The organism is Halobacillus campisalis (assembly GCF_030345335.1).
In the GTDB taxonomy this organism is placed as follows: Bacteria; Bacillota; Bacilli; order Bacillales; family Halobacillaceae; genus Halobacillus_A; species Halobacillus_A campisalis.
Window position 1 is genome coordinate 72,138 of the sequence record NZ_JAPVRC010000009.1, and the last position, 13,915, is coordinate 86,052.

The window sequence follows — 13,915 nt, forward strand, 5'->3', positions numbered from 1 at the left end:
ATATAAGGCACCGAAAGAAGAAACGAGATAACATACGATCCTCTATACATGAAAAAACAAGGTATGCCGGCCCGGAGCATACCTTGTTTTTATGCGGTTTTAGAAGTGGTGATTTCTACGAACAGCGGATGCTTCGCTTGATAAGCAGACCATATGATACCTAAAGACACTGGAATCAATAAGAACAGGAATACGTAATTAGCTCCGATAGAAGAAGCTGTTAATCCGAATAGAGGCCCCGTGATGACAACCGCACTCTGGTTGCAAAGCATCCGGAAGCTTGCCATCCGTCCATGGAATTCCTTTGCCGTTGCGATTTGCTGCACGGATTGGAGCAGGGATCGGACGAAGGAAGTACCTATACCGATGAGACAAATGCCTAGAAAAGCCAGCACAATATGCTGAGTGATCCCCGCCAATAATAAACCGCAAGCCATGACCGCAAGAGAAAACACAGCTAAATTGTTTTTCATTCGATTCCACCACCATGCTCCTAAGACCCCTGCAGCGATACCTCCAACAGAAAAGGTTACATCAAGCGTTCCGTAAACGAAGGCGTTTTTTTCTAAATAGTCACTCGTATAGACCGATAAAAATCCGAGTGTCGTATGGAACGTCAACTGACCAAGCATCATCATCATGAATAATCCATAAAGGAAGCTGTGGTTATTCAAATATCGAAATCCAGATCGCAGTTCAGATATAAAGGGTTCTCTGCAGGTTTTACGTGATTCTATCGTAGAAGTGTAATGTAGTTTGGCTACCGCCGTAAAAGCAGCAGCATAAAAAATCACGACTATAGTTATAGAAACAGGGGCAGCAAATAGACTTGAAAAAATCCCGCCCATTGCTGCTCCTGCTATACTTCCTGAAATGGTGGCTGAACTTGATAGCGAGAAGATTCCAGGCAGGTCTTCTGGAAGGAACACTTCGGCCACAAGCGCCTGTAAGGAGGGACGGAAAAGCGATCCTGTCGTTTGTAAAACCATGTGTGTTAGGATCAGCCACCACGGGCTGATCCTTTCCAGAAAAAAGGCTACGCCTAAAATGGTGAGGGCGGCCACACTGACCGCTCCTGCTATGACAGCTAATTTTTTTCGGTTGTAACGGTCGACGAGGACCCCGAAGATGACGTTAGAGAATAGTCCTGGTAAAAAGCCGAAGCTTACAAATAGTCCTGTGTACATAGCATCTTGTGTCCACTGAAATAAATACCACGTTATAATTACAAAATACATTGATCTTCCGCATTCATATAAAAAATATCCGGAAAGTAATTTTCGTGTATTTAATTGATCCATCAATTTCACCTCATCCATGTGTCGATACATTTATCATAGGTCACTTCATGCGATAAGAATAATATTGATTTACAATAGTAATTGATAGGTATTAGTTATCAGGGGGGGAGTTTATGAAAGTAGAAGATTATAGGCTTCTTATTCAGCTTGAATATTATAAAACCATACGGTCTACGGCTAGGCATGTGCTGATTTCACAACCTGCCATTACCCAGCGTTTGAGATTTATAGAAGATTATTTCGGAGTGGAGATTTTCGTTCGTACTTCAAGGCAGCTTGTTCTGACACCTTTAGGGGAAGCAGTTTTGCAACATGCTAAAGAGATGATAGCTAAAGAAGAGAAATTACATGACCGAATAAGGAGCAGTAAGAACGAAGTGTCGGGTACATTATCACTAGGTGTCTCTTCGTTAGTCAGCCAGCATTATCTGCCTGGTCTTTTACAGGAATACACGAAGCTCTACCCTGAAGTAACCATAGATTTAGTGACAGGAGTAAGTGCAGAAATTAAACAAACGGCCTCTGCATATCACCTGGCAATTTTACGAGGAGAGGCACTGCAGGGTTATGAACGTTTCCATCTGTTTGATGATCCTTTGTATTTATTTGATACTGAAGATTTTGCAAAAGGTAAGTACCGTACATTCATAGAATTCAAAACTGATGCCGATTATCAGAGGCTGGTTGAAGAATGGATGTATCAACAAATGGATTGGAAGGTCCGCCGGACGATGAAAGTAGACCATTTTGAGACGGCAAAACAATTGATGGTCACAGGATTAGGAATGACTGTCTTACCAAAAAGCCTTATAACAAAGGAGTTGGAGAAGCTCCCGCATATCCCTTTATTAGACGAAGGAGTTCCGATTCAAAGAAAAACGTGGGCTTGTGTTAAAAAGGAAGTCCGCGCCCTTCCTCAAGTTGAAGCCTTTATCAATTTGTTAGAATATAAAGTGTGGAAAGGATGAAACTATGCTGGAAGATCAGCTGACTGAAATAGTAGAACAAACTGATTTTGTTCAGGAAGTTCTAGACGTGGCGGAAAGTGAATTCGATCATTACTACATTGGGGCAGGCTGCATTACTCAAAGTGTCTGGAACTATTTGTGCGGAAGGGAAGCTGGTTACGGTATTGGGGATATTGATATCGTTTACTACGATGCGCACGATCACACAGGTGAAAGAGAAGACTGGATAGAAGCTGTTTGTAATAAGAAGCTGGAGCATGCTGGTTATCCTATAGATGTTACGAATGAAGCGCGAGTGCACGTATGGTACGAGAAGAAATTCGGGAAGAAAATTCCGCCCTATCAATCCGTCGAAGAAGCGATTGATACATGGCCCGCCACAGCTTCAGCCATCGGAGTGAAAAAGACCAACGGTATCTACCAAATATATGCCCCTTATGGTCTGGATGATCTATTTCAACTGATTGTACGCCCGAACAAGAAGATGATTCCACAGCATGTGTACGAAAAAAAGGTAAGCAAGTGGAAAAGACTTTGGCCGGAGCTTAAGATACAGAAGTGGTGATTACCTTTCACGTATAGTTGGTAATTTTTTTGTGTTCATTTTATTATGATAGTAACCATTTCTCTAGAGAGGATCATACATAATGAACTATAACTCGTTAGATAAACTTGAAGAAATACAGCAAAATGAATTTATTAAAGCAGCCATTGACCATGTAGGAGCAGGGGTAGTCATTTCAGATCCTGAGCAGGAGGATAATCCGATTATCTATGTGAATAAGGGATTTGTGGACTTGTCAGGTTACGAAGCTGATGAAATTCTGGGATATAATTGCCGGTTCTTACAAGGAGAGGATACAGAAGAAGATTCTCTCGAAAAAATACGAGAGGCTCTCGCCAACTCTAAATCCGTGCAAGTCGAGCTTTTGAATTATAGGAAAGATGGGACGCCGTTTTGGAATGAACTCCAAATCTTCCCAGTCTATATAGAAAATATGGATCAAAACTTTTTTGTTGGTGTGCAAAAAGATATAACTAAAAGAAAAGATGCAGAAAACCTTGTGGGCCATTATTCCTCTGAAGTGAGACGTCTTTCAACCCCTATTGTCCCTATTGAGGAAAATATTTCAGTTCTTCCATTGATCGGAACGGTAGATGAAGATCGCTTGCAGCAAATATTGGATGTCGTGAGCCATCATGTCCAGGAATCGAAGGAAGATTATCTCATCCTTGATTTATCCGCAGTGCATACGTTCAATAAAGATCTTCATATCGGAATCTACCAGCTGAACCAGCTGCTTGACCTCATGGGTACAACCCTCGTACTGACCGGAGTCAAACCGAACTTCGCACTCCAAAGTGCTCCTTATGTAAATTTAGGAGAGCTGTCACTGAAGAGTTATATATCCGTGAAGCAGGCGCTGCAGGAAATACGGTGAATCGCAGCGGCGGCACTGACCTGAAATACTTCTGACGAGTTGCCGTATTCCTGTAATTATTAATCGGACATCTAATTTCTATGCTCACCTCGTACGAAAGTAATGATAATTAAACATTTCTACACTCCTCAAAAAGATCTTTAAGTATGAAAAGTTGCAGAGCGTAAAACTCTAAGTACTATAGATGATCAATAAATGGCAAGCGGATGATTCGCACAATACATACAGGTTTTGTATGATTTAATTAAATTGTTTTAATGGAGTGAGTGAAATGAGTGATTTTATTCGTTCGTGGATAAGAAATGACAGGCAGGAGCGCTTATATACTAAAGCGTCTGTGATAGCTGAGGAAGCTCGTTCCCATGTAATTAAGACTGATCAAAATGCGGAGTTTTCGAACGAAACCTTAAAGGTCATGAAACTAGAAAAATATCCATCCTTAAGTTTACCGGTTCAATTCGGGGGAGAAAGTCTTTCCTTATATGAGTTTTTGTTATTACAAGAGAAAATTGCTGAAGGAGATGGAGCAGCTGCTTTATCCATTGGCTGGCATTTAGGAATTATGATGGAGTTGAGCGATGAAAAAAGCTGGAAGAAACATCACTTCGAACGCCTGGCCAAAGAAGTGGCGGAGAATCAAGCCGTCGTAAACAGGGCAGCTACAGAGCCTGCCACAGGAAGTCCTACTAGAGGAGGTATTCCTGAAACAACAGCTGTGCGGCAAGAGGATACCTATATTGTGAATGGTCGAAAAACCTTCACTTCCATGGCTGATCATTTGGATTATTATATCGTATCTGCTTATGTAGAGGATTTAGATGACATCGGCTGGTTTTTGATCGATCGCCACCAACCAGGGATTCGAGTTGAAAAGACGTGGGACACCCTCGGCATGCGCGGTACAGAGAGTGATGACTTAGTACTTGATCACGTGGAGCTTAGTACAGATGATTTAGTAGAAGTGAAAACCAAAGGAAGACCTTCGCCAAAAGGTTGGCTCCTGCATATTCCAGCTTGCTACCTTGGTATTGCACTTGCGGCTCGTAATGATGCCGTTAAATTTGCCAAGTCTTTTCAGCCCAACAGTTTAGATACTACAATTTCTGAAGTGGGTCATATACAGGATAAAATCGGGGAAATGGAATGGAAATTGATGCAGGCGCACAGTTTTATGTACAGCACGGCAAGACGCTGGGATGAGGAACCGGAGCAACGGGAAAATATGGGACCTGAGCTCGCCGCCGTCAAGCTCGCTGTTACGAATACTGCTGCCGAAGTCGTCGATTTGGCTATGCGTATTGCTGGAGGACGTGGTTTATCTAAGGACCAGCCTTTCGAGAAATATTATCGTGACGTGCGGGCAGGTCTCCATAATCCGCCGATGGACGATGCTGTGATAAGAATGCTTGCAGGGAAAGCCCTGCAAGCATGAGAGCTTAGACGTGTTATGTCTAAGCTTTTTTATATGAAGATATCTGCCATGATAAGATTGAAGTCTGAAAAAGAAACATTAAAGGATGACACTACCAACTTGTTAAAACTTCCTGATCTTGAGAAATGGTTTCGTTTTTTTGCTTGGAGCTTGGAGAAATGGGGTCTTGGAAATAGCTCGCTTTCCGCGGGGATGACGGCCAGCCTCCTCGAGCTAAAGCTCTGCGGGATCTAGCCAGTCCATCCATTCCCGCAGGAGTCTCACCATTTCCAAGACCCCATTACCATGGAGGGAGAAACGAAACCCAAGGAAAGATATATGAAAAAGAAACTACAACAGTATTTCAGCTTTTTCGAATGCTCCCACGGAAAGCGAGCTATTCCTTGCCGCCCTGATCCATTAACAAAATGTCTCGATAACGAGTTTTCCAGATAACTGCCATATAATTAAATAACTATCTAATGAAACAAACTTAGCCTTATACGAAAAAAATCGCTCCATTCGTTATGATGTTAGTGAATAAACCTAACAAAAAACGTAAAAGAGCGATTTTTTTATGAGTAACTATTTAGCTTTCAGCTAGCAAATCAGCAAAAGCTTTGGCGTACGGTGGGAGATCAGGCGGGCGTCTTGCCGATACGATATGTTCATCCTGAACGACTGCCTCATCATGCCAGATCGCTCCAGCATTGACCATATCATCCTTGATGCCCGGTGTGCTCGTCACTTGGCGGCCTTTTAGAATATCAGCTGAGATGAGCACCCAGCCAGCATGACAGATCTGCCCGATAGGCTTTTTGTTTTCGTCCATATGACGAACCATGTGAATGACGCTGTCATAACGGCGAAGTTTATCCGGGGACCACCCGCCTGGCACAAGAATCCCATCATAGTCTGCAGGATCAATGTCTTCAAAAGAATAATCAGCTGTAGCTGGAACACCGTATTTTCCTGGGTATTCTTCTCCAGCTTGTTCACCTACAAGATCCACGGTTGCACCTTCTTCTTGTAAACGAAGGAGGGGATACCATAATTCTAAATCTTCGAAATCTTTACTGACGAGAGCAATGACTTTTTTATTTTGTAATCTCATTGAGCTGCCTCCTTTATCTATCCTGTCTTCAGTGTATCAAATAGAATGGATGCACAACACTATTTCGATACAGCGAGTACCCACCAGATGAGCAGCGGCTGGAAGAGAGGACGTATCCAGAGAGCGGTGAGGTTGGTTTCCTCAGACCATGGCGCCGGTATCCCATGAATCGCCGCATAAATATTAGCGGGAAGAACAGCTAAGAGAAATATGGCTGTAGCGATTCCCGCAAGACGTCTAGTTTGCGGGAAGATGAGGAATAACGAAAGCATCCACTCAATAATCGCGGTCACATAAACAACTTCCAGTTTGAACGGTACAAAATCAGGAAGCATTGCAGCAAAGCCTGTATCGTATATAAAATGAGCCACGCCGGCGAGAAAAAAGCCAGCGGCAAATAGGTACAAAGCCATGATTTTAAAAGTCTTCATAAAAAGAACTCCCTTGTGAAACGTTTTTTGGTCGCCATGCGTATATAGGATGTGTGAAAAATAAGCCAAAGAGTTGATGCTAAAAGCTGATAAACAAGTATAATTAAATTTAAGTCTAGCATAATTTTCAAAGAATTTTTAAACTATTTTAAGGGGTCGAATATAATGAAAAACCGTTTTATAGTTGCGCTGATAGGGATTTTATTGGTGTCCGCTGCCCTTATTCCTAATAATGTCCAAGCTTCTACTGGTAATGAAAGCATCAATGAAAAGCTGGGGCTGCCTATTGTTGTATATGGAGATGCATTATCAGAGGAGCAAAAGTCAAAAGTCACTGAGCTATTGGAAGTTGGACAGCATGATGAAGTGGATGAGTTTACTGTAACAGGCCAGGACATCGCTAACTACATCGGGGGAAATCCCAATTCAAATATGTATTCTTCTGTAAAAATCCTTCATAAGGATAACGGGGAAGGACTGAATATTGATATCGTCTCCCCGGACAACATTACGGAAGTCACAAAAGAAATGTACAGCAATGCGCTTCTCACGGCAGGAGTCGAAAATGCCGAAGTTTTTGTCGCTTCTTCTGTGCAAGTGAGTGGTCATTCTGCTTTGACAGGCATATATAAAGCCTATGATGCCAAAGGTGTCAAATTAGATGAAGATCGTATGGAAGTGGCGAGTGAGGAATTAGATGTCGCCACTTCGATTGCTGATGAGGGGGTAGACGAGGCAGAGGTCAGCGAGCTATTGACAGAAATCAAGAAAGCGATCGCTGAGCAAAACCCGGCTACTAAAGAAGAAATTGAACAAATCGTCGAAGAACAAATGAATAATTTGAATATCGAGCTGAGTGAAGAAGACCGGCAGAGGCTGATTGATTTGTTTGAACAGATGAGAGATTTGAATATTAACTTTGATAACGTTAAAGATCAATTGGACGAACTGACTGGCGGAATTCAAGATGTCATAAACGATGAAGGCTTTTGGAATAAAGTATCTACTGCGATACAGGATTTCTTTAAGGCACTGGCTGATTTCTTCAGGTCTATATTCAATTAATAAACTCGCCTCAGGTTCTGCTTAAGCAGAACCTGAGGCGTTTTCAGTTATCTTAATATGAGAAAGGTAGGATTCGGCGGCACGTTTGTACTTCCCGGTTTCGTATAAATGATTCGCAAGCTTTAGATACAGGTGATCTAGAGGTTCTTTATCAGCATCTTGTTCGAAAAAACCGATGCAAGTTTCTAAACTTTGCTGGTACATTTCTTCATTACCGGTTTGAAGATAATAATCGAGAAAAGCTTCGAGTAGATAATAATGGTCGGAAGGATGACAGACCTTTTGTTTTGCTTGATTGTATAAAGCTTCAGCTTCTCGTAACCGTCCTAAACTTACGTACGCTTTACACAAAGAATGATAGGTGATTTGTTTACTTGCGGTCAGGCTTTGTTCTTCTTTGAGTTGAAGGGCACGTTCAAGAAAGTCGCAAGCTGTCTCATTGCATCCAGCTTTACGCATGACCACACCTTTATTATGGAAGATTTGAGTGAGTAATCGCCGGTCATCCCAATCTTCTGCGCGTTTTTCAGCTTCTGTCAGGTAATCCATAGCTTCCTCGAATTTTTCTTGATTTAAATAAATGACGCCTACTAAATTGTACACCATAGATAGTTCATTAGGCTGATGCAGACTTTCATAATAGCTTAAAGCCTCATGACTGTATGTAACAGCTGTACGGTAGTCACCCACTGCATTCGATAGTACCGCGATATTGTAAGTTAAAGCAGCTTTGACAGAAAGCGATTGATTATCGAAAGAGAAAAGTTTGTAGTGCTCAAGGCTCTTTGAGTATTCCGCCATCTGGTAGTATCGGATGCCTAAACAATAGTGGTAGGCGTTTTTAACGTATAGAGGTGCTTCGTTCATTTGATCTTCATCGATAAATGGATGTATGTAAGCCTCATAAACACTCTGAGCTTCGTTATGGTTTTTGCACTTACAGTAGTAAGCGCACTTTAACAACAAATAATATAATTCCTGATTCACGTTCGATAAATAGCCATAATAATTTTCGTCCAGTGTCTCTATAAGAGGTTGGGCCTTTTTAATGTCTGTTATGATCAGCTGTTCAAGCTGGACCAGTATATGATGAACCTCAGGGTCTTCTTCTGCATAGTGTTCAAAGAAAGTAAATGGTAAATCCAGAACCTGCGCAATCTTCCGAAGAGTCGGTGACCCAGGATTACGGTACCCATTTTCAATTTTACTGAGGTGAGCAGTGGATATCGAATCACCTGCAAGGTCGTTCAACGTCATATTATATATTTTACGGTAGATGTTAATTCTTTTTCCGATGTTCACAAGCAATCACCTCTTCTATCCCATATATGTCCATCATACATAATTTGTCTTGTTTTGAATAGGTCTAAAGAATTACGTAATTGGCTATTATGTAAAAAAATAATGAATGATGTTACAGATTGCGTTAATTTTCAAAAAAATTGCTTAATTCCTCTTCGATAATAGTACAAAAACAAGATTTGCATTTTGTGGGAATATTGTACGATTAAAATGAAAAGATGATTTCTCATAATGGAGTGGACCGAATATGAAAGATATAAATAGGGATGAAGGTCTCAGCCAAATCGCAGAGGAACATTATGGTGCGATGTTGAGAACCGCACGCTGTTACGTAAAAGAAAGTATGACCGCAGAGGATATGGTGCAGGAAGCTTTAGTGAAAGCGTATGAAAGGTTTGATTCTTTTAAAAGAGGCAGCAATTTAAAAGCTTGGGTGTATCGTATTATGATCAACCACTGCAAGGATCATTTGCGCAGTTATTCTAATCGTAACGTAACGCCCTGGGAAGACCATTGGCTGGAGCGGACAGAATCCGCTGCACGTGACCCCCTTGAAATTATGTTAGAAAAGGAAGAGTTTGCTGATATTCATGAAGCCATCGATCATCTGAAGCCTGATTATCATGAGGCTGTGCACCTTTATTATTTCGATGATTTATCGGTCAAACAAATGTCTAACGTATTACACATGAACGAGAATACATTAAAAACACGAATGAAACGGGCCCGCGACCATCTCGGAGGAGAAATCAGAGAAGTGGCAGCGGCTCAAGGATAGTGAAGTAGTACCTGACTGACTAAAAGGGTACTGCTTTTTTAATGGGAAAAATAAGGAAAAAGCGAGCAGCATGTGCCCGCTTTTATTGATTAGCCAGAATTTCAGCGTCTTCTATAATTTTTTCAAAAGGTACATTGGTATCGCCTTTATAACTTTTCATGACCTGATTATTTTTATTCATAAGGAAGAAAGAAGATCCGTGTGTAACTTGCTCAGCTCCTTCGGGTTTTTGGACGATGGTTCTGAAGCTTTCCTGTCCGTAGTTTTCGATTTCCTTTTGCGAATATCCAGTGATGAAGGACCAATTATCAAAATCGGCGTCCTGTGCCGAAGCAAATTCTTCCAGTTTTTCCGGAGTATCAACTTCCGGGTCTACGCTGAAGGAAACGATCTCAACTTCAATGTCCTCTTCTTTCAATTGTTCCTGCAAGTTCGCCATATTCCTTGTAATTGGAGGGCAGACCGTATCGCAAGAAGTGAAAATGAAGTTGGCGAGCCATACTTCTCCTTCCATTTCATCGACAGAAAAGTCTTCGCCAGCTTGCGTAGTACCGGACAAGTTGTCAATTTCCCATTCTAACGGATCCTCTAATTCTTTTTGACCGCAGGCTGCCAGAATAAGGGTAATTATGATTAGTGAGAAAAATATGTATAATCTTTTATGACGCATGATGAGCTCCTTCCATTTCTGTATATCTTTATATAGTTTACGACTGTCTTGAGTAAGGTGTCAATTTGCCAGGTCCAACAAAAATTATGTTAGAAGTTCGCATTATATACGAATGTAGAGGATAGATAAGGAAACACTAGGGATCCAGATAAGAAATTAGGGGGATGTCTATGCCTTTTTACATGAATGAAGATGGTCAGCGATTATTTTTTGAAGACTGTGGTAAAGGGAGCATCATCCTATTTATCCACCCCCCTGGGATGGGGAGGAAGGCATTTTTACAGCAGCATGAGTTAGCGGAACAATTTCGTATCATAGTGCCTGATTTAAGCGGGCATGGGGACTCAGACACCGTAAACCTTTCACCAACGATCGAGCATTATGCAGAAGAAATAAGACACTTGGTGGATTATTTGAAAGTAGACCAAGTATTTGTGTTTGGTTACTCAGCCGGAGGTTCTGTAGCTCAGCAATTTGCGCTAAGCTATCCAGAGAAGGTGAAAGGGCTGATTCTGGCAGGGGCTTTTCCTAAAGTCGACACTATGATACTTAAGTTTGAATTCAAAGCTGGGATGAGCCGTTTAAAACAAGAAGCGCGCTCCCTCGCAAAAATTATTGCGGCCTCCCATTTTAAAGAGCCGGAGATCAGGCTGGAGGTCGAGGAGCATATGATGAAATCAGATCGAATGGTATGGCATCAATTTTATAAGAATGCCTATCATTATGATTGTGCGAGCCGATTGGATGAATTAGTCATGCCTGTGCTGCTTTTATATGGTACGCGTCCATCATGGATCAACAAACATTTAAAGTATTACCGAGTGCTGCCCAAAGCCTCTCTTGTCGTAGTGGACCATGCTTCTCATCAAATCCCTGCCACTCATGCTCCTGTCGTCAACCAGGCAGTCAGGGAGTTTTTTAATAGGACGTTTATGAAAAAATAAAGGAGCAGACCCTAAAGTTTATTTCTTAACTTTTATGGCCTGCCCTGTTTTTTAGAAAGGCTAGGTTAACCCCCTGGCCTCTTGCGACTGTGAGGATAACGGAAACGCCGGGACTCCCGCAGTAAAGCGAGTTGTTCAGTTGTTCCCCACCCAATGTTTTAAAAGGTTACGAACCCCATTTGGACAACTCCTTTATTCCTTTAAATCGACAGTTTCTTGGAAATCCACCTTTTGAGACGCCTGGAGTTGAGGCACCTCTATAGTAATCATATTACTGTCCTTAAGGGAAGAAGTGGACAGGTTAAGGACCGTATTGCCATTATTTATACCGCCTCCCGCCCCCATGATTTCTTCTCCGTCCTCATTAACCGCTGTAAACGGTTCGTATTGCATGGGAGATGCGGGAGTACGCATAAGATTTGGACTTAATGTGAAAGTGTGGTCACCTGGTTTCGGCTCAAATCCCAGGTGGATTTCCATCCCCATGGAAGGATCATACACTTTTTGCTCTAAATAAATGTCTGTATTTAATTTTTCTGCAGTTTTTTCGTTTACATCCACAATTACTCGTTCCCATTCCTCCCCGACTTCTTCTTCATAATCACTGACGTCCACATCAAAAGATAAATCTTCATCTGTTAAAAACGAGACGGATTCCAGGTGAATATCCAAAGATTCTGGGTCTTCATCATACGGAGTAAATTGAGCTTCATATACATCAGGACGTCCTTCGACAGGATGAAGATAGGAAATTTCAGTGCTTGTACTTTCATCTCTCACGCTGCCTGTCAGATTGCTTACTTCATGCTCATCATGGGTGATTTCTAACGTGATTTTATTCGAAGTAATCCCTAAATCCACGTCTATTGGTTTGATTGTTAAGCCGCTTTCTTCATATACACCATTAAAATCTGCAGTTTGTCTGATTTCTTGATCTTTTTCATATGTATAGGTCAATGGTTCTTCATCGGTAATTTCGCTCGTATTGTCCATGCTGATACGGAAAGAAGTGGGAATCGTTTCGTTAACTTCCATACCTTCCATATCCATCGGTTCTTTTTGTTCAAGCGGCGGCATGACCAGCATTCCATATAACTTCCCGTCGTAACTCATTAGTCCTTCATTGGAGTCACTGTATTGGAATGTGGAATGCGATTGTTTGATCACATCTCCTTTTTCAGGGTGGACGTTGACGCTTGAAATATCAAATAGAGGGGAGTGCTGAAGGTTTTCTTTATCCTCGAAAACTTTCAAGTCCACGGAGTAATACATGAACACCTGGTATTGAGAGTGCCATATCTCATCAATGGTCAATTCTCCTTCATGACCAGGGATGTCAAAGGATTGTCCCGGGGATTGGGTGATTTCCAACTCCTTGGCTTTTTTATAGCCTGGGCTTTTCATATTATAAAAGTTATCAATTGTTTCCCTGCTTTCAGCTCTAGTCAAATTATGGGGAAGTTCGAGTTCTTCAGCTGTTGGGTTTTGAAAAACTTCTAATTTTTCCGTCGCATTGTCCTCATCGCTCATACTCCACTGGACGGCTGCAGCGAATATAACGAGGAGAAATACTAGTCCGATCCATTTTCCTTTCTTTTTCATCTATCCGCTTCCTCTCTTGAAAATAATGGGTATCCCTTTATAGAAGCATAGCAGATTTTTAAAAAGTAAAAAACGCACGATCGGAATTTAGTAATCGTGCGTGCACATATTTATATGGCTAATCAGCATAGTGGTTGAACATCGCTTCTCCCTCTTTTTCAATGTTTTCCTCTTCTTTGTTATCTATAAAAGCCTGGTTGAATTTTACGGGATGGGATAATAATTCAGCTGCTTCATTAGTAATAGTATGTTTTTTGTTTTTGTCATCATTCAAAAAATCACCCCCTTCGTCTGCTTAGTATTTCTATTCTGAAAGCTTTATATTAAACGTCGTTGCTGTTTTTTTATAAACAGTTACTCTGCAATATGGCAGGATGCGGAAGACTTGGATTCGAGATCACCGGGATTCATTGCCAGGTTGCCAGTCAGGAGGGGAGCTACTCGCTTTCCTGTGGGGGAACGGGCAAGCTTCCTCGGGCTAAAGCCCTGTGGGATCTCGCCTACCTCCTTCTCCCACGGGAGTCTCGAAGCTTCCCACCCCCATACAAAGTTAGTCAGAAACGCACCCTTTATAAGAAGTAGCGTTTTCACATTTCTGGCCCATGAGAATATAGAGCTCTATAGCAAGCATTTCAACATGGGGCGCTCTAACATACATGCTTGCTTTTTCTTGAAGCGGTTTCGAGATACTTATGAGGCAGAGGGCGGAAGGAAACGGTGAGACTCCTGTGGGATGAGCGGGACAGGTGAGACCCCACAGAGCGAAGCTCGAGGAGGCTCAGCGCCCGCCCCACGGAAAGCGAATCGTTTCCTGTAGCCCCAAAACTCTAACTATGTCTCGAAACCAAGCCTTCAAGAATTGGGAGCTTATATGAATATCAACATGG

14 protein-coding genes are annotated in these 13,915 nt (G+C 41.9%); 7 read left to right on the forward strand and 7 right to left on the reverse strand.

Annotated elements, in window-relative coordinates; genetic code table 11:
* Positions 1-89: 89 nt before the first annotated feature.
* Positions 90-1,301: an MFS transporter gene (locus tag O2Q26_RS16230; RefSeq protein ID WP_289216890.1), complete on the reverse strand. Its 1,212-nt coding sequence runs from the start codon at positions 1,299-1,301 to the stop codon at positions 90-92.
* Positions 1,302-1,414: 113 nt separating this feature from the next.
* Between O2Q26_RS16230 and O2Q26_RS16235 the strand changes: the two genes are divergently transcribed.
* The 4 genes from O2Q26_RS16235 (at position 1,415) to O2Q26_RS16250 (ending at position 5,143) form a co-directional block, all read left to right on the forward strand.
* Entirely contained in the window at positions 1,415-2,269 is an 855-nt protein-coding gene (locus O2Q26_RS16235; protein WP_289216891.1) for a LysR family transcriptional regulator, read from the forward strand.
* A 4-nt stretch (positions 2,270-2,273) separates the two neighbouring features.
* Entirely contained in the window at positions 2,274-2,834 is a 561-nt protein-coding gene (locus tag O2Q26_RS16240; protein ID WP_289216892.1) for a nucleotidyltransferase family protein, read from the forward strand.
* A gap of 82 nt (positions 2,835-2,916) precedes the next feature.
* On the forward strand, positions 2,917-3,711 hold the full coding sequence (gene ytvA, locus O2Q26_RS16245; RefSeq protein ID WP_289216893.1) for a YtvA family blue-light photoreceptor: 795 nt from the start codon (positions 2,917-2,919) through the stop codon (positions 3,709-3,711).
* A gap of 271 nt (positions 3,712-3,982) precedes the next feature.
* Positions 3,983-5,143 (forward strand): acyl-CoA dehydrogenase family protein, encoded by a 1,161-nt coding sequence (locus tag O2Q26_RS16250; protein ID WP_289216894.1) that lies wholly within the window; start codon positions 3,983-3,985, stop codon positions 5,141-5,143.
* Between the two features lie 568 nt (positions 5,144-5,711).
* Here the strand turns inward: O2Q26_RS16250 and O2Q26_RS16255 are convergent.
* Entirely contained in the window at positions 5,712-6,236 is a 525-nt protein-coding gene (locus tag O2Q26_RS16255; RefSeq protein ID WP_289216895.1) for a type 1 glutamine amidotransferase domain-containing protein, read from the reverse strand.
* 59 nt (positions 6,237-6,295) lie between these two features.
* Positions 6,296-6,667 carry a DoxX family protein gene (locus tag O2Q26_RS16260; protein WP_253935801.1) on the reverse strand — a complete coding sequence of 124 codons (372 nt, stop codon included), beginning with the start codon at positions 6,665-6,667 and terminating at the stop codon, positions 6,296-6,298.
* Between the two features lie 165 nt (positions 6,668-6,832).
* On the opposite strand from O2Q26_RS16260, the gene O2Q26_RS16265 reads away from it, so the two are divergent.
* Positions 6,833-7,732, forward strand: coding sequence for a DUF1002 domain-containing protein (locus O2Q26_RS16265; RefSeq protein ID WP_289216896.1), 900 nt, complete (start codon positions 6,833-6,835; stop codon positions 7,730-7,732).
* Positions 7,733-7,753: 21 nt separating this feature from the next.
* Here the strand turns inward: O2Q26_RS16265 and O2Q26_RS16270 are convergent, their stop codons facing one another.
* Positions 7,754-9,034 carry a helix-turn-helix domain-containing protein gene (locus O2Q26_RS16270; protein ID WP_289216897.1) on the reverse strand — a complete coding sequence of 427 codons (1,281 nt, stop codon included), beginning with the start codon at positions 9,032-9,034 and terminating at the stop codon, positions 7,754-7,756.
* A 247-nt stretch (positions 9,035-9,281) separates the two neighbouring features.
* On the opposite strand from O2Q26_RS16270, the gene O2Q26_RS16275 reads away from it, so the two are divergent.
* Positions 9,282-9,812, forward strand: a complete 531-nt coding sequence (locus O2Q26_RS16275; RefSeq protein WP_289216898.1) for a sigma-70 family RNA polymerase sigma factor — start codon at positions 9,282-9,284, stop codon at positions 9,810-9,812.
* Between the two features lie 82 nt (positions 9,813-9,894).
* Here the strand turns inward: O2Q26_RS16275 and O2Q26_RS16280 are convergent, their stop codons facing one another.
* The gene (locus O2Q26_RS16280) at positions 9,895-10,482 is read right to left on the reverse strand and encodes an SCO family protein (RefSeq protein ID WP_289216899.1); all 588 of its coding nucleotides are present in this window, start codon (positions 10,480-10,482) and stop codon (positions 9,895-9,897) included.
* Between the two features lie 170 nt (positions 10,483-10,652).
* Between O2Q26_RS16280 and O2Q26_RS16285 the strand changes: the two genes are divergently transcribed.
* Positions 10,653-11,426 (forward strand): alpha/beta fold hydrolase, encoded by a 774-nt coding sequence (locus tag O2Q26_RS16285; protein WP_289216900.1) that lies wholly within the window; start codon positions 10,653-10,655, stop codon positions 11,424-11,426.
* 192 nt (positions 11,427-11,618) lie between these two features.
* Here O2Q26_RS16285 and O2Q26_RS16290 read toward each other — a convergent pair whose 3' ends face one another.
* Both O2Q26_RS16290 and O2Q26_RS16295 read right to left on the reverse strand, forming a co-directional pair.
* Positions 11,619-13,028, reverse strand: coding sequence for a hypothetical protein (locus O2Q26_RS16290; RefSeq protein ID WP_289216901.1), 1,410 nt, complete (start codon positions 13,026-13,028; stop codon positions 11,619-11,621).
* A 118-nt stretch (positions 13,029-13,146) separates the two neighbouring features.
* Positions 13,147-13,302 carry a hypothetical protein gene (locus O2Q26_RS16295; RefSeq protein WP_289216902.1) on the reverse strand — a complete coding sequence of 52 codons (156 nt, stop codon included), beginning with the start codon at positions 13,300-13,302 and terminating at the stop codon, positions 13,147-13,149.
* Between the last annotated feature and the right edge of the window lie 613 nt (positions 13,303-13,915).

Coding starts and splice junctions, on each gene's coding strand:
- O2Q26_RS16285 (WP_289216900.1), top strand. CDS start 10,653: ATGCCTTTTTACATGAATGAAGATGGTCAGCGATTATTTTTTGAAGAC.
- O2Q26_RS16250 (WP_289216894.1), top strand. CDS start 3,983: ATGAGTGATTTTATTCGTTCGTGGATAAGAAATGACAGGCAGGAGCGC.
- O2Q26_RS16240 (WP_289216892.1), top strand. CDS start 2,274: ATGCTGGAAGATCAGCTGACTGAAATAGTAGAACAAACTGATTTTGTT.
- O2Q26_RS16230 (WP_289216890.1), bottom strand. CDS start 1,301: ATGGATCAATTAAATACACGAAAATTACTTTCCGGATATTTTTTATAT.
- O2Q26_RS16280 (WP_289216899.1), bottom strand. CDS start 10,482: ATGCGTCATAAAAGATTATACATATTTTTCTCACTAATCATAATTACC.
- O2Q26_RS16265 (WP_289216896.1), top strand. CDS start 6,833: ATGAAAAACCGTTTTATAGTTGCGCTGATAGGGATTTTATTGGTGTCC.
- ytvA (WP_289216893.1), top strand. CDS start 2,917: ATGAACTATAACTCGTTAGATAAACTTGAAGAAATACAGCAAAATGAA.
- O2Q26_RS16290 (WP_289216901.1), bottom strand. CDS start 13,028: ATGAAAAAGAAAGGAAAATGGATCGGACTAGTATTTCTCCTCGTTATA.
- O2Q26_RS16235 (WP_289216891.1), top strand. CDS start 1,415: ATGAAAGTAGAAGATTATAGGCTTCTTATTCAGCTTGAATATTATAAA.
- O2Q26_RS16255 (WP_289216895.1), bottom strand. CDS start 6,236: ATGAGATTACAAAATAAAAAAGTCATTGCTCTCGTCAGTAAAGATTTC.
- O2Q26_RS16260 (WP_253935801.1), bottom strand. CDS start 6,667: ATGAAGACTTTTAAAATCATGGCTTTGTACCTATTTGCCGCTGGCTTT.
- O2Q26_RS16275 (WP_289216898.1), top strand. CDS start 9,282: ATGAAAGATATAAATAGGGATGAAGGTCTCAGCCAAATCGCAGAGGAA.